This is a genomic window from Pseudomonas sp. FW215-R2, from assembly GCF_058789255.1.
This window is the reverse complement of the sequence record NZ_JBYTBO010000006.1, coordinates 1-22,634: the sequence shown is the minus strand read 5'-3', so window position 1 is coordinate 22,634 and position 22,634 is coordinate 1. Positions and strand designations below refer to the sequence as shown.

General features: G+C 55.1%; 20 protein-coding genes and 4 tRNA genes. All 24 read right to left on the bottom strand.

What is annotated here, in order from left to right; all coding sequences use genetic code 11:
* The 24 genes from rplW to birA all read right to left on the bottom strand — a co-directional run bounded on the left by rplW (position 1) and on the right by birA (position 22,484).
* Positions 1 to 300: a 50S ribosomal protein L23 gene (gene rplW / locus AC3WRD_RS10160; RefSeq protein ID WP_002555488.1), complete on the bottom strand. Its 300-nt coding sequence runs from the start codon at positions 298 to 300 to the stop codon at positions 1 to 3.
* Positions 297 to 899 (bottom strand): 50S ribosomal protein L4, encoded by a 603-nt coding sequence (gene rplD, locus AC3WRD_RS10155; protein WP_003228735.1) that lies wholly within the window; start codon positions 897 to 899, stop codon positions 297 to 299. Before rplD ends, rplW begins: the two co-directional genes overlap by 4 nt.
* 12 nt (positions 900 to 911) lie before the next feature.
* Entirely contained in the window at positions 912 to 1,547 is a 636-nt protein-coding gene (rplC, locus tag AC3WRD_RS10150; RefSeq protein WP_007955641.1) for a 50S ribosomal protein L3, read from the bottom strand.
* Positions 1,548 to 1,627: 80 nt separating this feature from the next.
* Positions 1,628 to 1,939, bottom strand: a complete 312-nt coding sequence (gene rpsJ / locus AC3WRD_RS10145; RefSeq protein WP_003186070.1) for a 30S ribosomal protein S10 — start codon at positions 1,937 to 1,939, stop codon at positions 1,628 to 1,630.
* Positions 1,940 to 2,096: 157 nt separating this feature from the next.
* Entirely contained in the window at positions 2,097 to 3,290 is a 1,194-nt protein-coding gene (gene tuf, locus AC3WRD_RS10140) for an elongation factor Tu (RefSeq protein WP_024014521.1), read from the bottom strand.
* 31 nt (positions 3,291 to 3,321) lie between these two features.
* Complete coding sequence (gene fusA, locus AC3WRD_RS10135) at positions 3,322 to 5,427, bottom strand: elongation factor G (protein ID WP_096823079.1); 2,106 nt, start codon at positions 5,425 to 5,427, stop codon at positions 3,322 to 3,324.
* Between the two features lie 30 nt (positions 5,428 to 5,457).
* Positions 5,458 to 5,931 carry a 30S ribosomal protein S7 gene (gene rpsG, locus AC3WRD_RS10130; RefSeq protein ID WP_007916467.1) on the bottom strand — a complete coding sequence of 158 codons (474 nt, stop codon included), beginning with the start codon at positions 5,929 to 5,931 and terminating at the stop codon, positions 5,458 to 5,460.
* 108 nt (positions 5,932 to 6,039) lie between these two features.
* Entirely contained in the window at positions 6,040 to 6,411 is a 372-nt protein-coding gene (gene rpsL / locus AC3WRD_RS10125) for a 30S ribosomal protein S12 (RefSeq protein ID WP_003186084.1), read from the bottom strand.
* A 215-nt stretch (positions 6,412 to 6,626) separates the two neighbouring features.
* Positions 6,627 to 10,826 (bottom strand): DNA-directed RNA polymerase subunit beta', encoded by a 4,200-nt coding sequence (rpoC, locus tag AC3WRD_RS10120; protein ID WP_096823078.1) that lies wholly within the window; start codon positions 10,824 to 10,826, stop codon positions 6,627 to 6,629.
* Between the two features lie 63 nt (positions 10,827 to 10,889).
* Positions 10,890 to 14,963, bottom strand: coding sequence for a DNA-directed RNA polymerase subunit beta (gene rpoB, locus AC3WRD_RS10115; RefSeq protein WP_096823077.1), 4,074 nt, complete (start codon positions 14,961 to 14,963; stop codon positions 10,890 to 10,892).
* Between the two features lie 220 nt (positions 14,964 to 15,183).
* Positions 15,184 to 15,549 (bottom strand): 50S ribosomal protein L7/L12, encoded by a 366-nt coding sequence (rplL, locus tag AC3WRD_RS10110; RefSeq protein WP_007962228.1) that lies wholly within the window; start codon positions 15,547 to 15,549, stop codon positions 15,184 to 15,186.
* Positions 15,550 to 15,623: 74 nt separating this feature from the next.
* Positions 15,624 to 16,124: a 50S ribosomal protein L10 gene (gene rplJ, locus AC3WRD_RS10105; RefSeq protein ID WP_085613345.1), complete on the bottom strand. Its 501-nt coding sequence runs from the start codon at positions 16,122 to 16,124 to the stop codon at positions 15,624 to 15,626.
* 197 nt (positions 16,125 to 16,321) lie between these two features.
* The gene (rplA, locus tag AC3WRD_RS10100; RefSeq protein ID WP_003186095.1) at positions 16,322 to 17,017 is read right to left on the bottom strand and encodes a 50S ribosomal protein L1; all 696 of its coding nucleotides are present in this window, start codon (positions 17,015 to 17,017) and stop codon (positions 16,322 to 16,324) included.
* A complete protein-coding gene (gene rplK, locus AC3WRD_RS10095) occupies positions 17,017 to 17,448 on the bottom strand; it encodes a 50S ribosomal protein L11 (RefSeq protein WP_003228756.1) in 432 nt (143 codons plus the stop codon). Before rplK ends, rplA begins: the two co-directional genes overlap by 1 nt.
* Before the next feature lie 117 nt (positions 17,449 to 17,565).
* Entirely contained in the window at positions 17,566 to 18,099 is a 534-nt protein-coding gene (gene nusG / locus AC3WRD_RS10090; protein ID WP_007957598.1) for a transcription termination/antitermination protein NusG, read from the bottom strand.
* 9 nt (positions 18,100 to 18,108) lie between these two features.
* Positions 18,109 to 18,477, bottom strand: a complete 369-nt coding sequence (gene secE, locus AC3WRD_RS10085) for a preprotein translocase subunit SecE (RefSeq protein WP_011063783.1) — start codon at positions 18,475 to 18,477, stop codon at positions 18,109 to 18,111.
* Positions 18,478 to 18,522: 45 nt separating this feature from the next.
* A tRNA-Trp gene (locus AC3WRD_RS10080) sits at positions 18,523 to 18,598 on the bottom strand.
* A 53-nt stretch (positions 18,599 to 18,651) separates the two neighbouring features.
* The gene (gene tuf, locus AC3WRD_RS10075; RefSeq protein ID WP_024014521.1) at positions 18,652 to 19,845 is read right to left on the bottom strand and encodes an elongation factor Tu; all 1,194 of its coding nucleotides are present in this window, start codon (positions 19,843 to 19,845) and stop codon (positions 18,652 to 18,654) included.
* A gap of 84 nt (positions 19,846 to 19,929) precedes the next feature.
* Positions 19,930 to 20,005: transfer RNA gene (locus tag AC3WRD_RS10070), tRNA-Thr, on the bottom strand.
* A gap of 26 nt (positions 20,006 to 20,031) precedes the next feature.
* Positions 20,032 to 20,105, bottom strand: a tRNA-Gly gene (locus AC3WRD_RS10065).
* A gap of 25 nt (positions 20,106 to 20,130) precedes the next feature.
* Positions 20,131 to 20,215 (bottom strand) — tRNA-Tyr (locus tag AC3WRD_RS10060).
* 143 nt (positions 20,216 to 20,358) lie between these two features.
* On the bottom strand, positions 20,359 to 20,784 hold the full coding sequence (locus AC3WRD_RS10055; RefSeq protein ID WP_096823090.1) for a hypothetical protein: 426 nt from the start codon (positions 20,782 to 20,784) through the stop codon (positions 20,359 to 20,361).
* Between the two features lie 7 nt (positions 20,785 to 20,791).
* On the bottom strand, positions 20,792 to 21,541 hold the full coding sequence (locus tag AC3WRD_RS10050) for a pantothenate kinase (RefSeq protein ID WP_102620890.1): 750 nt from the start codon (positions 21,539 to 21,541) through the stop codon (positions 20,792 to 20,794).
* Positions 21,531 to 22,484, bottom strand: coding sequence for a bifunctional biotin--[acetyl-CoA-carboxylase] ligase/biotin operon repressor BirA (gene birA, locus AC3WRD_RS10045; RefSeq protein ID WP_102620893.1), 954 nt, complete (start codon positions 22,482 to 22,484; stop codon positions 21,531 to 21,533). Before birA ends, AC3WRD_RS10050 begins: the two co-directional genes overlap by 11 nt.
* Positions 22,485 to 22,634: the final 150 nt, after the last annotated feature.

Here is a 22,634-nt window from a genome sequence, read left to right as displayed (position 1 = left end):
TTACTCAGCACTGCTGCTGAAATCGAGATCTTGGCCTGGCTGAAGGGAGATAACTGCCTTCTTCCAGTCATTACGCTTGCCCAGACCGCGAGCGGTGCGCTTGCTCTTACCCAGAACGTTCAGGGTAGTAACACGCTCAACTTTCACGCTGAACAGGCTTTCGACGGCCTTCTTGATTTCCAGCTTGGTTGCGTCAGTAGCAACCTTGAAAACGAACTGGCCTTTCTTGTCTGCCAGAACCGTAGCCTTCTCGGAAACGTGCGGGCCAAGCAGAACTTTAAATACGCGTTCCTGGTTCATCCCAGCAGCTCCTCGAATTTCTTCACGGCCGACACGGTGATCAACACCTTGTCGTATGCGATCAGACTAACTGGATCGGAACCTTGCACGTCACGTACATCTACGTGTGGCAGGTTGCGAGCAGCCAGGTACAGGTTCTGATCAACAGCGTCCGACACGATCAGAACGTCGGTCAGGCTCATGTTGTTCAGTTTGCCCAGCAGGTCTTTGGTTTTCGGAGTTTCAACTGCGAAATCCTGAACCACAACCAGACGATCAGTACGCACCAGCTCAGCAAGGATGGAACGCATTGCTGCGCGGTACATCTTCTTGTTCAGCTTCTGGGAGTGATCTTGTGGACGAGCTGCGAAAGTGGTGCCGCCGCCGCGCCAGATTGGGCTACGGATAGTACCGGCACGAGCACGGCCAGTACCTTTCTGACGCCATGGGCGCTTACCGCCACCACGAACGTCGGAACGGGTCTTTTGCTGCTTGCTACCTTGACGGCCGCCGGCCATGTAGGCCACGACTGCTTGGTGAACCAGCGTCTCGTTGAACTCGCCGCCAAATGTCAGTTCGGAAACTTCGATCGCTTGAGCGTCATTTACATTTAATTGCATGTCAGCTTCCCCTTAACCGCGAGCCTTGGCTGCTGGACGTACAACCAGGTTGCCGCCAGTAGCGCCAGGAACAGCACCCTTGACCAACAACAGATTGCGTTCAGCGTCCACGCGCACTACTTCCAGGGACTGCACGGTCACGCGCTCAGCGCCCATATGACCGGACATTTTTTTGCCCTTGAATACACGACCAGGAGTCTGGCACTGGCCGATAGAGCCTGGGACGCGGTGGGATACGGAGTTACCGTGGGTGTTATCTTGCCCGCGGAAATTCCAACGCTTGATCGTACCCTGGAAGCCTTTACCTTTGGACTGACCGGTTACATCAACCAGTTGACCAGCGGCGAAGATTTCAGCGTTGATCAGATCGCCGGCCTGGTACTCGCCTTCTTCAAGGCGGAATTCCATTACGGTACGACCAGCGGCAACGTTCGCTTTAGCGAAGTGGCCAGCCTGAGCAGCTGTTACACGGGAAGCACGACGCTCGCCGACAGTGACTTGCACTGCACGATAGCCATCGGTTTCTTCAGTTTTGAACTGGGTGACGCGATTCGGCTCGATCTCAATGACCGTGACCGGAATGGAGACACCTTCTTCGGTGAAAATACGGGTCATACCCGCTTTACGACCGACTACACCAATAGTCATGTTGTAAACCTCATGAGTGTACGGGGCTTTCACCCGCTATGGCCGCCCATTTCAGAGCGTTACACGACTAAGACCGAGTCTTAGCCGAGGCTGATCTGCACTTCCACACCGGCCGCAAGATCAAGCTTCATAAGTGCATCAACGGTTTTATCCGTTGGCTGGACGATGTCCAGAACGCGCTTATGAGTGCGGATTTCGTACTGGTCACGCGCGTCTTTGTTGACGTGCGGGGAAACCAGAACGGTAAACCGCTCTTTACGGGTAGGCAGTGGAATTGGACCACGCACTTGAGCACCAGTACGTTTCGCGGTTTCCACGATTTCCTGGGTTGATTGGTCGATCAGGCGATGGTCAAAAGCCTTCAACCTGATACGGATTTGCTGATTTTGCATTGGATTTCAGACTCCGGCTGCTATTCCCACCGGGCGCAATACGCCCGTTAAAAGGAGGCGCAATTCTATAGACGCCCCAGATAGGTGTCAACCCAATAAAAAAGCCCCCGCTAAGCGGGGGCTTTTTCAACTCATCAAAGCTATCTCAAAAAAGAGATTACTCGATGATTTTGGCTACGACGCCAGCGCCGACGGTACGACCGCCTTCACGGATAGCGAAACGCAGACCGTCTTCCATCGCGATGGTTTTGATCAGGGTAACAGTCATCTGAATGTTGTCACCTGGCATTACCATTTCAACGCCTTCTGGCAGCTCGCAGTTACCAGTCACGTCAGTAGTACGGAAGTAGAACTGTGGACGGTAGCCTTTGAAGAACGGAGTGTGACGACCGCCTTCTTCCTTGCTCAGAACGTAAACTTCTGCGGTGAACTTGGTGTGCGGCTTAACCGAACCCGGCTTAACCAGAACCTGACCACGCTCAACGTCGTCACGCTTGGTGCCACGCAGCAGAACGCCGCAGTTCTCGCCAGCACGACCTTCGTCCAGCAGCTTGCGGAACATCTCAACACCGGTGCAGGTGGTGGTGGTGGTGTCACGCAGACCAACGATTTCCAGAGCATCTTGAACGCGAACGATACCGCGCTCGATACGACCAGTCACAACAGTACCGCGACCCGAGATCGAGAATACGTCTTCGATTGGCATCAGGAATGGCTTGTCGATCATACGAACTGGCTCAGGGATGTAGGTATCCAGAGTTTCAACCAGTTTACGAACGGCAGTGGTGCCCATTTCGTTGTCGTCTTTGCCTTCCAGCGCCATACGAGCCGAACCGATGATGATCGGAGTGTCGTCGCCTGGGAAGTCGTAGGTCGACAGCAGGTCGCGAACTTCCATCTCAACCAGTTCCAGCAGCTCAGCGTCGTCTACCAGGTCAGCCTTGTTCAGGAAAACCACGATGTACGGAACGCCTACCTGACGGGACAGCAGGATGTGCTCACGGGTTTGTGGCATCGGACCATCAGCGGCCGAGCAAACCAGGATCGCGCCGTCCATCTGGGCAGCACCGGTGATCATGTTCTTCACGTAGTCAGCGTGACCTGGGCAGTCAACGTGAGCGTAGTGACGAATAGTCGAGTTGTACTCAACGTGCGCGGTGTTGATGGTGATACCACGAGCTTTTTCTTCTGGAGCGCTGTCGATCTTGTCGAATTCAACTACGGCCGAACCGAAAACTTCGGAGCAGACGCGAGTCAGAGCAGCGGTCAGAGTGGTTTTACCGTGGTCAACGTGACCGATGGTGCCAACGTTTACGTGCGGTAGGGAACGATCAAATTTTTCTTTAGCCACGACAATTAACTCCTAGCCTAAAGGGGCTGAATCAGCCTTGTTTTTTGGTAACGGATTCGACGATGTGCGACGGAGCCGTATCGTATTTTTTGAATTCCATAGAGTAGCTTGCGCGACCCTGAGACATGGAACGGACGTCGGTCGCATAACCGAACATCTCACCCAGTGGAACCTCGGCACGGATAACCTTGCCAGACACTGTGTCTTCCATACCCTGGATCATGCCGCGACGACGGTTAAGGTCGCCCATCACATCACCCATATAGTCTTCAGGCGTAACAACCTCTACCGCCATGATCGGCTCAAGCAGCTCACCACCGCCCTTCTGGGCCAGTTGCTTGGTCGCCATGGAAGCAGCCACTTTAAACGCCATCTCGTTGGAGTCGACGTCGTGGTAAGAACCATCGAACACGGTAGCCTTCAGGCCGATCAGCGGATAGCCGGCAACAACGCCGTTCTTCATCTGCTCTTCGATACCCTTCTGGATAGCCGGGATGTATTCCTTAGGAACCACACCACCTACTACTTCGTTCACGAATTGCAGACCTTCCTGACCTTCGTCAGCAGGAGCAAAACGGATCCAGCAGTGACCGAACTGACCACGACCACCGGATTGACGAACGAACTTGCCTTCGATTTCGCAGTTCTTCGTGATGCGCTCACGGTACGAAACTTGAGGCTTGCCGATGTTGGCTTCGACGTTGAACTCACGGCGCATCCGGTCAACCAGGATGTCCAGGTGCAGCTCGCCCATGCCGGAGATGATCGTTTGACCAGTCTCTTCATCAGTTTTAACGCGGAAAGACGGGTCTTCCTGAGCAAGCTTGCCCAGAGCGATACCCATTTTTTCCTGGTCATCCTTGGTCTTAGGCTCTACGGCAACCGAAATAACCGGCTCCGGGAAGTCCATGCGAACCAGGATGATTGGCTTGTCAGCGTTGCAGAGGGTTTCACCGGTGGTGACGTCCTTCATGCCGATCAGGGCCGCGATGTCGCCAGCGCGTACTTCCTTGATCTCTTCACGGGCGTTTGCGTGCATTTGCACCATACGACCCACGCGCTCTTTCTTGCCTTTAACCGAGTTGATCACGCCGTCGCCGGAGTTCAACACGCCCGAGTAAACGCGGACGAAGGTCAAGGTACCCACGAATGGGTCGGTAGCGATCTTGAACGCCAAGGCCGCGAACGGCTCGTCGTCGCTTGCGTGACGCTCCATTTCCTCTTCCTCGTTATCAGGGTTGGAACCCTTGATAGCAGGAATGTCGGTCGGAGCAGGCAGGAAGTCGATAACGGCGTCGAGAACCAGGGGAACACCCTTGTTCTTGAAGGAAGAACCGCAAACAGCCAGAACGATTTCGCCGGCGATAGTACGTGCACGCAGAGCAGCCTTGATCTCTTCGATCGACAGCTCTTCGCCTTCCAGGTACTTGTTCATCAGGTCTTCGTTGGCTTCGGCAGCAGCCTCAACCATGTTGTTGCGCCACTCAGCAGCCAGCTCAGCCATGTCCGCAGGAATTTCCTTGCGAACCGGAACCATACCCTTGTCAGAGTCGTTCCAGTAAACGGCTTGCATGTTGATCAGGTCGATCTGGCCCTGGAAGTTGTCTTCCGAACCGATAGCCAGCTGGATCGGCACCGGAGTGTGACCCAGACGCTGCTTGATCTGACCGATCACGCGCAGGAAGTTAGCACCAGCACGGTCCATCTTGTTTACGTAAACAAGACGTGGAACGCCGTATTTGTTGGCCTGACGCCATACGGTTTCCGACTGAGGCTCAACACCCGAAGTACCGCAGAACACAACGACAGCGCCGTCGAGTACGCGCAGGGAACGTTCTACTTCAATGGTGAAGTCTACGTGGCCCGGGGTATCGATTACGTTGAAGCGATGCTCGTGAGCGTACTGCTTCTCGGAACCTTTCCAGAAGGCGGTAATGGCAGCAGAAGTAATGGTAATACCACGCTCCTGCTCCTGAACCATCCAGTCTGTGGTCGCGGCGCCGTCATGCACCTCGCCCATTTTGTGACTTTTGCCAGTGTAAAAAAGGACGCGCTCGGTGGTGGTGGTTTTACCAGCATCCACGTGAGCGACGATACCGATGTTACGGTAGCGACTAATCGGAGTAGTACGAGCCATAAAGCCCTCGCAAAATTAGTGAAGCTAAAATTAGAAGCGGTAGTGCGAGAAAGCTTTGTTAGCTTCGGCCATACGGTGCACGTCTTCACGCTTCTTAACAGCAGCACCTTTACCTTCAGCAGCATCCAGCAGCTCGCCAGCCAAGCGCAGAGCCATAGACTTCTCGCCGCGCTTACGGGCGAAGTCTACCAACCAGCGCATTGCCAGAGCGTTACGACGGGACGGACGAACTTCGACCGGAACCTGGTAAGTAGCACCACCAACGCGGCGCGACTTCACTTCGACCAGCGGAGCGATGGCGTCGAGTGCTTTTTCGAAGAGTTCCAGGGGATCGGTGCCAGCCTTACGGGTCGCAACGGTTTCCAGGGCACCATAAACGATACGCTCGGCAACGGCTTTCTTGCCGCTTTCCATAACGTGGTTCATGAATTTGGCGAGGATTTGGCTTCCGTATTTCGGATCGTCCAGAATCTCACGCTTTGCTGCTACGCGACGTCTTGGCATTGATAAGCCCTCAAACGGTCTTCAGGTTAGCTCGGGACAGATCCAGAGGATGCGCGCCCGACCTTACTCTTATCGACTCAATAAAATGAAAATCTGCAAAACGGCCGATTACTTCGGACGCTTGGTACCGTACTTCGAACGACCTTGGTTACGACCTTTAACACCGGAAGTATCCAGGGAGCCGCGAACGGTGTGGTAACGAACACCTGGCAAGTCTTTTACACGACCGCCGCGGATCAGTACCACGCTGTGCTCTTGCAGGTTGTGGCCTTCACCACCGATGTACGAGGAAACCTCGAAACCGTTGGTCAGACGCACACGGCATACTTTACGCAGTGCCGAGTTAGGTTTTTTCGGCGTAGTGGTGTACACACGGGTGCACACGCCACGACGTTGCGGGCAGTTCTGCAGCGCAGGTACGTCGGATTTCTCGACGATACGCTTACGCGGCTGACGTACCAGCTGGTTGATAGTTGCCATCTACTAGCTCCACTGTTGTCTTGCGACGCTATTGTCTTGCAAGAAAAGCAAAATGGCAGGAACGAATTCCCGCCAAATTTAGGGGATCAAGAGTCTAAAGAGGATCTTGTCCCCAGTCAAGGCAAGGCCCCGACCTCCCCGCTCGTCGAACCTCGACAAATTGTCTCGATTCGATGAACGGTTCGATCAGGGCCTTAGCTCATTTTTCGCAGAACTCAGTTACCGCTCGAGTTCAGCGCTTCGGTCAGTGCAGCTTCCACTTCACTGGCGCTTACGCGCAACGGTTTGTCTGCATCACGGCGACGTTTACGCTCGCTGTGATAAGCCAGACCGGTACCAGCCGGGATCAGACGACCCACGACCACGTTTTCTTTCAGGCCGCGCAGGTAATCGCGCTTGCCGGTTACGGCCGCTTCGGTCAGTACGCGGGTGGTTTCCTGGAAGGAAGCCGCGGAGATGAACGATTCGGTCGACAACGACGCCTTGGTGATACCCAGCAGAACGCGGGTGAACTTGGAGACAAATTTGTCTTCCGCGTTCAGACGCTCGTTCTCTACCAATACGTGAGTCAGTTCCATCTGGTCGCCCTTGATGAAGCTGGAATCGCCGGACTCGGAGATCTCAACTTTACGCAGCATCTGACGCAGGATGGTCTCGATGTGCTTGTCGTTGATCTTCACGCCTTGCAGACGGTAAACGTCCTGGATCTCGTTAACGATGTACTTGGCCAGCGCGCTCACACCCAGCAGACGCAGGATGTCGTGCGGATCGCTCGGGCCGTCGGAGATAACTTCGCCGCGGTTTACCTGTTCGCCTTCGAACACGTTCAGGTGACGCCACTTCGGAATCAGCTCTTCATACGGATCGCTACCGTCGTTCGGAGTGATGACCAGACGGCGCTTGCCCTTGGTCTCTTTACCGAACGCGATGGTGCCGCTGACTTCAGCCAGAATCGACGCTTCTTTCGGACGACGGGCTTCGAACAGGTCGGCAACACGCGGCAGACCACCGGTGATGTCACGGGTTTTCGAAGTTTCTTGCGGGATACGAGCGATAACATCACCGATCGCAATCTTCGCACCGTCCGCAACACCGACCAGGGCGTTAGCTGGCAGGAAGTACTGAGCGATAACGTCAGTGCCTGGCAGCAACAGATCCTTGCCGTTGTCATCGACCATCTTCACCGCAGGACGGATGTCCTTGCCGGCAGCCGGACGGTCTTTGGCATCGAGTACTTCAATGTTGGTCATACCGGTCAATTCGTCAGTCTGACGCTTGATCGTGATGCCTTCTTCCATGCCCACGTAGGTCACGGTACCTTTCATTTCGGTAACGATCGGGTGAGTGTGCGGATCCCACTTGGCCACGATTGCGCCAGCGTCGACCTTGTCACCTTCTTTAACCGAAATCACAGCACCGTACGGCAGCTTGTAACGCTCGCGCTCACGACCGAAGTCATCAGCGATTGCCAGCTCACCGGAACGGGACACAGCAACCAGGTTGCCATCCACACGCTCAACGTGTTTCAGGTTGTGCAGACGGACGGTACCGCCATTCTTCACCTGAACGCTGTCGGCTGCGGAAGTACGGCTTGCCGCACCACCGATGTGGAACGTACGCATCGTCAGCTGGGTACCCGGCTCACCGATGGACTGGGCAGCGATAACGCCGACCGCTTCACCGATGTTCACCTGGTGACCACGAGCCAGGTCGCGGCCGTAGCACTTGGCGCAAATGCCATAGCGGGTTTCGCAACTGATCGGCGAACGCACGATCACTTCGTCGATGCTGTTCAGCTCGATGAACTCGACCCACTTCTCGTCTACCAGGGTGCCAGCAGGAACGATGACGTCCTCGGTACCCGGCTTGAATACGTCACGGGCGATAACACGACCCAATACGCGCTCACCCAACGGCTCTACAACGTCACCGCCTTCAATGTGCGGAGTCATCAGCAGACCGTGTTCGGTGCCGCAATCGATCTCGGTTACAACCAGATCCTGCGCAACGTCTACCAGACGACGAGTCAGGTAACCGGAGTTCGCAGTTTTCAACGCGGTATCCGCCAGACCTTTACGAGCACCGTGAGTGGAGATGAAGTACTGAAGTACGCTCAAACCTTCACGGAAGTTCGCAGTAATCGGCGTTTCAATGATGGAACCGTCCGGCTTGGCCATCAGACCACGCATACCGGCCAGCTGACGGATCTGTGCTGCGGAACCCCGCGCACCCGAGTCAGCCATCATGTACATCGAGTTGAACGACTCTTGATCGACTTCGACGCCGTGACGGTCGATGACTTTCTCTTTCGAGAGGTTGGCCATCATTGCCTTGGAGACTTCGTCGTTCGCTTTCGACCAAAGGTCGATCACTTTGTTGTACTTCTCGCCCTGGGTTACCAGGCCGGAGGCGTACTGGCTCTCGATCTCTTTCACTTCGTCGGTGGCTGCACCGATGATGCGGGCTTTTTCATCCGGGATAACGAAGTCGTTAACACCGATGGAAACGCCGGAGATGGTCGAGTAGGCAAAACCGGTGTACATCAACTGGTCAGCGAAGATCACGGTCTCTTTCAGACCAACCACGCGGTAGCACTGGTTGATCAGCTTGGAGATCGCCTTTTTCTTCATCGGCAGGTTGACGACGTCGAACGACAGACCTTTTGGCACAACCTGGAACAGCAGCGCACGGCCGACAGTGGTGTCGACGATACGGGTACCGCTCACGCTGTTGCCGTCACGATCGTTCACGGTTTCGTTGATACGAACCTTGATCTTGGCGTGCAGTGCGGCTTCGCCGGCACGGAACACACGGTCAACTTCCTGCAGATCCGCGAACACACGACCTTCGCCCTTGGCGTTGATCGCTTCACGAGTCATGTAGTACAGACCCAATACAACGTCCTGCGACGGAACGATGATTGGCTCACCGTTGGCTGGCGACAGAATGTTGTTGGTCGACATCATCAACGCACGCGCTTCGAGCTGGGCTTCCAGCGTCAGCGGTACGTGCACGGCCATTTGGTCGCCGTCGAAGTCGGCGTTGTACGCGGCGCAGACCAGCGGGTGCAGCTGGATAGCCTTACCTTCGATCAGTACCGGCTCAAACGCCTGGATACCCAGACGGTGAAGGGTCGGTGCACGGTTGAGAAGAACCGGGTGTTCGCGAATCACTTCAGCGAGAACGTCCCAAACTTCCGGCAGCTCGCGCTCGACCATTTTCTTGGCCGCTTTGATGGTGGTCGCCAGACCACGCATTTCCAGCTTGCCGAAAATGAACGGTTTGAACAGCTCGAGAGCCATCTTCTTCGGCAGACCGCACTGATGCAGACGCAGGGTCGGGCCTACGGTAATTACCGAACGGCCGGAGTAGTCAACACGCTTACCGAGCAAGTTCTGACGGAAACGACCTTGTTTACCCTTGATCATGTCAGCCAGGGATTTCAGAGGACGCTTGTTCGAACCGGTGATAGCGCGGCCACGACGACCGTTGTCGAGCAGTGCGTCGACAGCTTCCTGCAACATACGCTTTTCGTTGCGCACGATGATGTCCGGAGCGGACAGATCCAGCAGGCGCTTCAAACGGTTGTTACGGTTGATCACTCGACGATACAGATCGTTGAGGTCAGAAGTCGCGAAACGACCGCCATCCAGCGGGACCAGTGGACGCAGATCTGGTGGCAGAACCGGCAGAACGGTCAGCACCATCCACTCTGGCAGGTTGCCGGAACCCTGGAAGGCTTCCATCAACTTCAGACGCTTGGACAGCTTCTTGATCTTGGTTTCGGAGTTGGTTTGCGGAATTTCTTCACGCAGACGGCCAATCTCGTGCTCCAGGTCGATAGCGTGCAGCAGTTCACGGACAGCTTCAGCACCCATGCGGGCGTCGAAGTCATCACCGAACTCTTCCAGCGCTTCGAAGTACTGCTCATCGTTCAGCAGCTGACCTTTTTCAAGAGTGGTCATGCCCGGATCGATAACGACATAGCTCTCGAAGTAGAGAACGCGTTCGATATCACGCAGGGTCATGTCCATCAGCAGGCCGATACGGGACGGCAGCGATTTCAGGAACCAGATGTGGGCAACCGGCGAAGCCAGCTCGATGTGCGCCATGCGCTCACGACGAACCTTGGCCAGTGCAACTTCAACGCCGCACTTCTCGCAGATCACACCACGATGCTTCAAGCGCTTGTACTTACCGCACAGGCACTCGTAATCCTTTACCGGGCCAAAGATCTTGGCGCAGAACAGACCGTCACGCTCGGGTTTGAACGTACGGTAGTTGATGGTTTCCGGCTTTTTAACTTCACCGAACGACCACGAGCGGATCATCTCAGGCGAGGCCAATCCGATACGGATGGCGTCGAACTCTTCGACTTGACCCTGGTTTTTCAGCAAATTCAGTAGGTCTTTCAAGGCCTTTCCTCCTGGCGGAGCAGAGAGCGGGCAATCCTGCCCCGCTCTCGATCGCGTCACGTGTTATTCGGTTTCCAGATCGATATCGATGCCGAGGGAACGAATTTCCTTGATCAACACGTTGAAGGACTCGGGCATGCCCGGCTCCATACGGTGATCGCCGTCCACGATGTTTTTGTACATCTTGGTCCGGCCGTTCACATCGTCCGACTTCACTGTGAGCATTTCTTGCAGAGTGTAAGCAGCACCGTATGCTTCCAGTGCCCAGACCTCCATCTCCCCGAAACGCTGACCACCGAACTGTGCCTTACCACCCAGCGGCTGCTGGGTAACCAGGCTGTACGAACCGGTAGAACGCGCGTGCATCTTGTCGTCTACCAAGTGGTTCAGCTTCAGCATGTACATGTAGCCAACGGTAACTGGACGCTCGAACTTGTTGCCGGTACGGCCGTCGGTCAGCTGCATCTGGCCGCTTTCTGGCAGGTCCGCCAGTTTCAGCATGGCCTTGATTTCGCTTTCCTTGGCACCGTCGAACACTGGAGTGGCCATTGGAACGCCGCCACGCAGGTTCTTCGCCAGATCCAGGATTTCCTGATCGGAGAAGCTGTCCAGATCTTCGTTACGACCGCCGATCTGGTTGTAGATCTCGTCCAGGAAGGTACGCAGTTCAGCGACTTTACGCTGCTCTTCGACCATCCGGTTGATCTTCTCGCCCAGGCCTTTGGCCGCGAGGCCCAGGTGGGTTTCAAGGATCTGACCAACGTTCATACGCGAAGGTACGCCCAGCGGGTTGAGGACCACGTCGACCGGTGTGCCATTGGCATCGTGCGGCATGTCTTCAACCGGCATGATCACGGAGACCACACCTTTGTTACCGTGACGACCGGCCATCTTGTCGCCCGGCTGGATGCGACGACGGATTGCCAGGTAAACCTTGACGATCTTCAGCACGCCTGGAGCCAGGTCATCGCCCTGCTGCAGTTTGCGCTTCTTGTCTTCGAACTTGTCGTCCAGCAGACGGCGACGATCAACGATGTAGGCCTGAGCCTTCTCGAGCTGCTCGTTCAGAGCATCTTCAGCCATGCGCAGTTTGAACCACTGACCATGCTCAAGACCGTCGAGTACTTCGTCGGTGATGTCCTGACCTTTCTTCAGGCCCGCGCCGCCTTCAGCCTTGTGGCCTACCAGAGCGGAACGCAGACGTTCGAAGGTCGCGCCTTCAACGATGCGGAACTCTTCGTTCAGATCCTTGCGGATCTCGTCCAGCTGGGTCTTCTCGATCGACAGGGCACGAGCATCACGCTCAACGCCGTCACGAGTGAAGACCTGCACGTCGATGACAGTACCTTTGGTACCGGTAGGTACACGCAGGGAAGTGTCTTTAACGTCGCTGGCTTTTTCACCGAAGATCGCACGCAGCAGTTTTTCTTCCGGAGTCAGTTGGGTCTCGCCTTTCGGAGTGACCTTACCTACCAGGATGTCGCCTGCGCCAACTTCAGCACCTACGTAAACGATACCGGCTTCGTCCAGCTTGTTCAGTGCAGCTTCACCCACGTTCGGGATGTCCGCAGTGATTTCCTCTGGGCCAAGCTTGGTGTCACGAGCCACGCAGGTCAGTTCCTGGATGTGGATCGTGGTGAAGCGGTCTTCCTGAACCACACGCTCGGACAGGCAGATGGAGTCTTCGAAGTTGAAGCCGTTCCATGCCATGAACGCGATGCGCATGTTCTGACCCAGTGCCAGTTCACCCATATCGGTGGACGGGCCGTCGGCCATGATGTCGCTACGCTGAACGCGATCACCTTTGCTCACCAGCGGACGCTGGTTGATGCAGGTGTTCTGGTTCGAGCGGGTGTACTTGGTCAGGTTGTAGATGTCGACACCAGCTTCGCCGGTTTCAACTTCGTCATCGGCAACACGAACCACGATACGGCTGGCATCAACGGAGTCGATCACGCCGCCACGACGAGCCACGACGCAAACGCCGGAGTCGCGAGCCACGTTACGCTCCATGCCGGTACCTACCAGCGGCTTGTCAGCACGCAGGGTTGGTACAGCTTGACGCTGCATGTTCGAACCCATCAACGCACGGTTGGCGTCGTCGTGCTCGAGGAACGGAATCAGCGACGCTGCAACCGAAACTACCTGCTTCGGCGAAACGTCCATCAAGGTGACTTCTTCAGGCGCCTTGACGGTGAATTCGTTCAGGTGACGTACGGCTACCAGTTCGTCGATCAGGACTTTCTGGTCGTTCATGGTCGCCGAAGCCTGCGCGATCACGTGATCGGCTTCTTCAATAGCGGACAGGAACACGATCTCGTCGGTAACCACACCCTCTTTCACCACACGGTACGGGCTTTCGAGGAAGCCGTACTGGTTGGTGCGAGCGTAAGCAGCCAGGGAGTTGATCAGACCGATGTTCGGACCTTCCGGAGTTTCAATCGGGCAGACACGACCGTAGTGAGTCGGGTGTACGTCACGAACTTCGAAGCCCGCGCGCTCACGAGTCAGACCGCCAGGGCCGAGTGCAGAAACACGACGCTTGTGGGTAATCTCGGACAGCGGGTTGTTCTGGTCCATGAACTGCGAGAGCTGGCTGGAACCGAAGAACTCCTTCACCGCCGCAGCCACAGGCTTGGCGTTGATCAGGTCTTGCGGCATCAGACCTTCGCTTTCGGCCATCGACAGACGCTCTTTGACCGCACGCTCAACACGTACCAGGCCAACGCGGAACTGGTTCTCGGCCATTTCGCCTACGCAGCGAACACGACGGTTACCCAGGTGGTCGATGTCGTCGACGATGCCTTTACCGTTACGGATGTCGACCAGAGTCTTCAGTACCGCGACGATGTCTTCCTTGCACAGCACGCCCGAACCTTCGATCTCGGTACGACCGATACGACGGTTGAACTTCATCCGGCCGACCGCAGACAGGTCATAACGCTCAGGGCTGAAGAACAGGTTGTTGAACAGGGTTTCGGCAGCGTCTTTGGTTGGCGGCTCGCCTGGACGCATCATGCGATAGATTTCGACCAGCGCTTCCAATTGGTTGCTGGTGGAATCGATCTTCAGAGTGTCGGAGACGAACGGACCGCAGTCGATATCGTTGGTGTAGAGCGTTTCGATGCGAACGACGCCGGCCTTGGCGATTTTCGCCAGGACTTCAGTCGACAGCTCGGTGTTGCACTCTGCCAGGATTTCGCCGGTAGCCGGATGCACGATGACCTTGGCGGTGGTGCGACCCAGGACGTAGTCCAGAGGCACGTCCAGCTCTTTGATCCCGGCTTTTTCCAGCTGGTTGATGTGACGGGCAGTGATACGACGACCCTGCTCGACAATTACCTTGCCTTTGTCATCCTGGATGTCGAGGACTGCAACTTCACCACGCAGGCGCTGAGGCACCAGTTCCAGGCTCAGGGTTTCACCCTTAACGTGGAATACGTTGGTGGTGTAGAACGCGTCCAGTACTTCTTCGGTGGTATAGCCGAGCGCGCGCAGCAGAACCGAGGCCGGCAGCTTGCGACGACGGTCGATACGTACGAATACGCAGTCCTTCGGGTCGAACTCGAAGTCCAGCCACGAACCGCGGTAAGGAATGATGCGCGCGGAGTACAGCAGTTTACCGGAGCTGTGCGTCTTGCCACGGTCGTGGTCGAAGAACACGCCCGGGGAGCGGTGCAACTGGGAAACGATTACACGCTCGGTACCGTTGATTACGAAGGTACCGTTCTCAGTCATCAGGGGGATTTCACCCATGTAGACTTCTTGCTCTTTGATGTCCTTGATCGCTTTGTTCGACGACTCTTTGTCGAAAATGATCAGGCGCACTTTTACCCGCAAAGGTACGGCGAAAGTTACACCGCGCAATACGCATTCTTTGACATCAAATGCCGGTTCGCCCAGGCGATAACCGACGTACTCCAGCGCAGCATTGCCGGAGTAGCTGATGATCGGGAAAACGGATTTGAAGGCCGCATGCAGGCCCACGTCGCGGAACTGATCTTTAGTCGCTCCCGCTTGCAAGAATTCACGATACGAATCCAGCTGGATGGCCAGGAGGTAAGGCACATCCATGACGTCCGGCAACTTGCTAAAGTCCTTGCGGATACGTTTTTTCTCAGTATATGAGTAAGCCATCAGCGTTCCCCAGCTTGGTCACCTGCTTGTTTGGCCCCTCCCGACGGGAGCAGCCAGAAAATCGTGCAAACCCCATGGTTTGCGCCACCGCATCGGGTGGTTACAGCTCGTTATCAGCACCGACCCAGTCGGCTGCCAATAACGGAAAAAGGCCGGTGGCAAGAGCCACCAGCCATCAGCCTGTCGCTTGACGCTCGGGCTGGAGGAGCAAAGTCGATACTTATTTCAGCTCGACTTTAGCGCCTGCTTCTTCCAGCTTCTTCTTGGCGTCTTCAGCAGCTTCTTTCGAAACGCCTTCAGCTACAACCTGAGGAGCGCCGTCTACTTTCTCTTTGGCTTCTTTCAGGCCCAGACCGGTCAGTTCACGAACTGCCTTGATCACGTTAACCTTCTTCTCGCCAGCTTCCAGCAGAACAACGTTGAACTCGGTTTGCTCTTCAACAGCAGCAGCAGCTACAGCTGGGCCAGCCGAAGCAGCAGCAGCGGTAACACCGAAGGTTTCTTCCATCGCTTTGATCAGCTCAACGATTTCCACTACGGATTTCTGGCCGATTGCTTCGATGATTTGTTCGTTAGTCAGAGACATGACTCAATTCCTGAATTGGGGGACGGCCTACGCGACCATCGAAATAAACAAAAAACGCGAGAAGCTGACGAGCCTTAGGCTGCAGCGGCTTCTTTCTGGTCGCGAATTGCCGCCAGAGTACGAGCCAATTTGCTGGTAGCGCCTTGAATCACGCTCATCAGCTGGGAAATTGCTTCGTCACGGGTCGGCAGAGTTGCCAGAACGTCGATCTGATTAGCTGCGAGGAACTTGCCCTCGAACGCAGCTGCCTTGATCTCGAACTTGTCCTGACCCTTCGAAAACTCTTTGAAAATACGAGCAGCAGCGCCCGGATGTTCGTTCGAGAATGCGATCAGGGTCGGGCCGGTGAACACGTCGTTGAGGACACTGTATTGAGTGTCAGCAACAGCGCGCTTGAGCAGGGTGTTACGTACAACACGTACGTAAACGCCAGCTTCACGAGCCTCTTTACGGAGTCCGGTCATTGCGCCTACTGTTACGCCACGGGCATCAACCACGACAGCGGACAGAGCGACTTTGGCAGCCTCGTTGACTTCAGCGACGATGGCCTTCTTGTCTTCGAGATTAATTGCCACGGGTTTAACTCCTGCTTGTTACCGTTTCACTCGATCGAAACCGAATGTCGTTTTGGTGTCTGATTCGGTAAGGAACCGGGAGCACCATCTGCGTAGGCTTGAGGTTTAAGACTTGCGCCGCCTACGGTCTTGGATAGCCCCCGCCAGGCAGGGACCCCAATCTTTCGATTGGCACGATAACTCGTGCCAATTTTGTCTTACGCGTCCAGCGAGCTCTGGTCGATGACCAGACCTGGGCCCATAGTGGTGCTCAGGGTAACGCGCTTGACGTAGATACCTTTCGAGGAAGCTGGCTTGATACGCTTCAGATCAGCGATCAGGGCTTCAACGTTTTCCTTCAGCTTGACGGCATCGAAGCCGATCTTGCCAACGGAAGTGTGGATGATGCCGTTTTTGTCGGTGCGATAACGAACCTGACCAGCCTTGGCGTTTTTAACCGCGGTGGCTACGTCTGGAGTTACGGTGCCGACTTTCGGGTTAGGCATCAGGCCACGCGGACCGAGGATCTGACCCAGTTGACCTACAACGCGCATGGCATCCGGGGATGCGATCACTACGTCATAGTTCAGGTCGCCGCCTTTCATTTCGGCAGCCAGGTCGTCCATACCTACACGGTCAGCGCCGGCAGCCAGAGCGGCCTCAGCAGCTGGACCCTGGGTGAACACAGCAACGCGAACGGTCTTGCCAGTGCCGTGTGGCAGCACAGTAGCGCTACGAACAACCTGGTCGGATTTACGCGGGTCTACGCCCAGGTTTACAGCAACGTCAAACGACTCGCTGAACTTGACAGTCGACAGCTCGGCCAGCAGTGCAGCGGCGTCTACAAAGTTGTAGGCCTTGCCTGCTTCGATTTTGCCGGCGATAGCCTTTTGACGCTTGGTCAGCTTAGCCATTACACACCCTCCACGTTAAGGCCCATGCTACGAGCAGAACCGGCGATAGTACGCACGGCTGCATCCATATCAGCTGCAGTCAGATCCGCGTTTTTGGTTTTCGCGATTTCTTCCAGCTGAGCACGGGTAACAGTGCCAACCTTAACGGTGTTCGGACGAGCGGAACCGCTGGTCAGACCGGCCGCCTTCTTCAGCAGAACCGAAGCAGGGGTGGATTTGGTTTCGAAAGTGAAGCTACGGTCGCTGTAGACAGTGATGATCACTGGAGTCGGCAGACCAGCTTCCAGGCCCTGGGTACGGGCGTTGAAAGCTTTGCAGAATTCCATGATGTTCACGCCGTGCTGACCCAGAGCAGGACCAACAGGTGGACTTGGGTTAGCCTGAGCGGCCTTCACTTGCAGCTTGATGTAAGCGGTAATCTTCTTGGCCATGAGGCACTCCAATTACGGGTTCGATCGCCTCGAAAGGCTCCCCGGTTACTTGCGCGTTTATCCCAGTGACGACAAAACCCCACAGCCTAGGGCTGCGGGGTTGGGATGCTTGTCCAGTTAGACCTTTTCGACCTGACTGAACTCCAACTCTACCGGAGTAGAGCGACCGAAAATGAGCACCGCCACTTGGATCCGGCTCTTTTCGTAGTTAACTTCCTCAACAACACCGTTAAAGTCAGCGAAAGGACCGTCATTGACACGAACGGTTTCACCTGGCTCGAACAACGTCTTCGGCTTCGGCTTGTCGCTACCGTCAGCAACGCGACGCAGGATCGCCTCTGCTTCTTTATCAGTGATTGGTGCAGGCTTATCAGCAGTACCGCCGATAAAACCCATCACCCGAGGAGTATCCTTGACCAAGTGCCAAGTACCCTCGTTCATATCCATCTGGACCAGCACATAGCCAGGGAAGAACTTACGTTCGCTTTTGCGCTTCTGGCCATTACGCATTTCAACCACTTCTTCAGTGGGAACCAGAATTTCGCCGAAGCCATCTTCCATGCCAGCCAGCTTTACACGCTCGATCAGCGAGCGCATTACATGCTTCTCGTAACCCGAGTAAGCATGCACAACGTACCAACGCTTAGCCACGGGACACCCTTAGCCGACAATCAAGGAAACAAGCCAGCCGAGCAGGGAATCAAGCCCCCACAACAGCAACGCCATAACCAGAACAACAGCCACAACAATCAACGTGGTCTGCGTGGTTTCTTGGCGAGTTGGCCATACGACTTTACGAATCTCGGTGCGAGCTTCCTTAACCAGTACAAAGAAAGACTTGCCCTTGGCAGTCTGCAGGCCTACAAAGGCAGCTACAGCAGCAATGACAAGCAATGCGAGTACACGGTACAGGATCGGCGAAGCAGAGTAATACTGATTGCCTACAACGCCAACAATCACCAAAGCGACCACTACAAGCCACTTAAGCAGATCGAAGCGAGAGCCTTGAGCTTCAGCCTTAGGAGTCATCTATGAAGATCCTGTGAAAAGAAAGCCAGACACACCGAGTGAATCTGGCAGGTCAGGAGGGAATCGAACCCCCAACCTACGGTTTTGGAGACCGTCGCTCTGCCAATTGAGCTACTGACCTAAAACAAAATCAGGCCGACCATTATGCCGGCCTGAAAAATACATTACAACTACTTACTCGATGATTTTGGCTACGACGCCAGCGCCGACGGTACGACCGCCTTCACGGATAGCGAAACGCAGACCGTCTTCCATCGCGATGGTTTTGATCAGGGTAACAGTCATCTGAATGTTGTCACCTGGCATTACCATTTCAACGCCTTCTGGCAGCTCGCAGTTACCAGTCACGTCAGTAGTACGGAAGTAGAACTGTGGACGGTAGCCTTTGAAGAACGGAGTGTGACGACCGCCTTCTTCCTTGCTCAGAACGTAAACTTCTGCGGTGAACTTGGTGTGCGGCTTAACCGAACCCGGCTTAACCAGAACCTGACCACGCTCAACGTCGTCACGCTTGGTGCCACGCAGCAGAACGCCGCAGTTCTCGCCAGCACGACCTTCGTCCAGCAGCTTGCGGAACATCTCAACACCGGTGCAGGTGGTGGTGGTGGTGTCACGCAGACCAACGATTTCCAGAGCATCTTGAACGCGAACGATACCGCGCTCGATACGACCAGTCACAACAGTACCGCGACCCGAGATCGAGAATACGTCTTCGATTGGCATCAGGAATGGCTTGTCGATCATACGAACTGGCTCAGGGATGTAGGTATCCAGAGTTTCAACCAGTTTACGAACGGCAGTGGTGCCCATTTCGTTGTCGTCTTTGCCTTCCAGCGCCATACGAGCCGAACCGATGATGATCGGAGTGTCGTCGCCTGGGAAGTCGTAGGTCGACAGCAGGTCGCGAACTTCCATCTCAACCAGTTCCAGCAGCTCAGCGTCGTCTACCAGGTCAGCCTTGTTCAGGAAAACCACGATGTACGGAACGCCTACCTGACGGGACAGCAGGATGTGCTCACGGGTTTGTGGCATCGGACCATCAGCGGCCGAGCAAACCAGGATCGCGCCGTCCATCTGGGCAGCACCGGTGATCATGTTCTTCACGTAGTCAGCGTGACCTGGGCAGTCAACGTGAGCGTAGTGACGAATAGTCGAGTTGTACTCAACGTGCGCGGTGTTGATGGTGATACCACGAGCTTTTTCTTCTGGAGCGCTGTCGATCTTGTCGAATTCAACTACGGCCGAACCGAAAACTTCGGAGCAGACGCGAGTCAGAGCAGCGGTCAGAGTGGTTTTACCGTGGTCAACGTGACCGATAGTGCCGACGTTGACGTGCGGTAGGGAACGATCAAATTTTTCCTTAGCCATCGATATCACCCCTCACAGAAGAAATAAGCAAACAACCCTAGCCATTAAAACAAAGGCAGATATTTTCATATCTGCCTTGTTATATGGAGCTCTTGAGCGGATTTGAACCGCTGACCTCACCCTTACCAAGGGTGTGCTCTACCAACTGAGCTACAAGAGCGTAACACTTTGCACAACCTGCAAACTTGGAGCGGGTAGCGGGAATCGAACCCGCATCATCAGCTTGGAAGGCTGAGGTTCTACCACTAAACTATACCCGCGGAGCCTGCAGCTCACGCTAAAATCTGGTGGAGGGAGAAGGATTCGAACCTTCGAAGTCGTAGACGTCAGATTTACAGTCTGATCCCTTTGGCCGCTCGGGAACCCCTCCTAATCAGGCCGGCATTCTATACTATGCCAAACCCTTGTCAAGCATTTTCTCATTTAAAAACCTGAGGTTAGCTGCTTTGACATCACCCTACCGCTTCAACCTTTTCAGGTCTTCGCTGTGGAGCGGGCGCCATTCTATGCAAACTATTCCGCAGGTGCAACCCCCTCGCACAGCATTATTTTGTGTTTTAACTCATTGAATTCCTTGGAAAGGTTTTGCAACTGAGTATCACCCAGGAAACGCTGGGTTTCAGGCGTGATTCGGAACCAATATGCATTGCTGGAAAGGTCTTTCGGCAAAGGCTGAGCTTTCGCACCAAGCTCACTCAGGCGCTGTTCCAGCGCCTGCGCAGTTTCAGGACGACCCGAACCACCTATATATAGACACTGCCCATCAGCCTTCGCACCTCGCGAGGCATCACCAGCCTCACTCAGCAAACGGATATCCTGCTGCGAACCACGATAAAGACTGAGAGGCGTGACGTCCTTTGCACGCAATGGAGCCTCCTGTTGATGCCAGACGTAATAAAACACATTGAGTACCAGAAGCAGGAGAAACAACCAACGCATACAAACCTCAGGACAAAGGACATGCCATAGCCAAACCTACGAACACCAAATCGGAAACGACCCGAGCCTCAGGCGCGACATCCGACACCAACTCGGCATCACCACCTGTGATGAAGACACTGAAGCTTTCACCCCAGTAGGAGCGCGCCATCTCCAACTGCGTCAATACGAATCCTCTGAGCATCAACGAACAGCCACGCTCCACCGCCTCGACCGTATTGCGCCCAGGAGCGTGACTCGCCAATGCCCGTTCCGCCGCCAGATCGCCATAGCGAATCTTTCGAGTATGCGTACGCAATTGATTGCGCATTAGCGGCATACCAGGACCAATGAAGCCTCCCAGGTGCTCACCATCCGACGAGATGAAATCAGCAGTCACCGCTGTCCCGAAATCGAGAACCAGGCAAGCCCCACCAGCCAGATGAAAACCACCGAGCATCGCCAGCCAACGATCAAGGCCTAAACGCTCGTAGTCTTCGTAACCATTTTTGACGCCGGACATTTCGCGAGCAGGTGTCGCACAGACAACGGAAATATCGAACTCACGCTTGAGAAAACCAATCAGCAAATTGGTCTCATCTTCAGTTCTCACACTGACAAGGCGGCATTTGCCGAGAGACAATTTATCGAGCGAACGAAGGCCGCTGACCAATGCCTCATCGGAGTCGACCACCCCTTCCGCGACCAGGGCACCTGCCTCGGCATCCAGCACCCGCCACTTGATAAAACTGTTTCCGCAATCAAGCTCAAGAATCATCACGCAACCTCAAGCTGAGCTCACCACCACTAAAGACTTTCTCCACGCCATCCACCTTCAGCCGTAGCGCACCTTGATTATCGATCCCCAGCACCACGCCATCTATCTGATTGACACCCGCCGTGAGAGAAACCGGCAGTCCCTGCCATAAGTGATTCGCTTCCCACTCCGCCTGAAGCGCAGAGAAACCTCCTGACTGATGACGCTGCAGATAAAGCTGCAACTGTTTGCTCAGCTCAACCACCAGAACATTGCGATCACAAGTTTTTCCCGACTCGAGCCGTATCGAGGTCCATTGCTGATCAACCTCGTCAGCGGCCTGCATGTTCACGTTAATGCCAACACCCAGCACTACATGACACACGTCTGCCGGATCTCCGACCAGTTCCAGCAAGATCCCGGCGATTTTTTTGCGCCCAGCCAAAACGTCATTGGGCCACTTCAGCCCCGCACCCGGCACCCCAAGCGCACGGAGGGTTTGCATGACCGCGAGACCGACAACAAGACTTAGTCCTTCAAGTTGACGCATCCCACCATCAATACGCAATACGAGACTGTAATAGAGGTTCTCGGCAAACGGACTTACCCATTTGCGACCTCTACGACCACGTCCGGAGATTTGCCGTTCAGCCAGTACCATAAAGGGCGCCATTTGACCCCGATCAACGGCACGCAGCGACTCTGCGTTAGTAGAGTCGATGGAGTCGAAGACACTCACAGGCCAGCCGGCAAGACTTTCCTCTATCTTGAGCGAGTCAAGCAACTCCAGTGGTGAGGCCAACTGGTAGCCTCGCCCCCGGACTTTATGTATGGATAGCCCAAGCTCAGCCTCCAGGTGTTGAAGCTGCTTCCACACTGCACTTCGACTAATTCCCAGGGCAACTCCCAGAGCCTGACCGGAATGGAATCGCCCATCCTTCAGAAGGTTCAACAACGTCAGCATGCAGGTCTCGCCTCGGAATGAGGCCCGAATAATAGCCATGCACCGAGCTGTTGCATAGAATTCAAACAACCCGCTTTCCTGCGGGCAAAACAAAACCCCAACTGCTTTCGCAATTGGGGTTTCGGAATTTAATCTTGACGATGACCTACT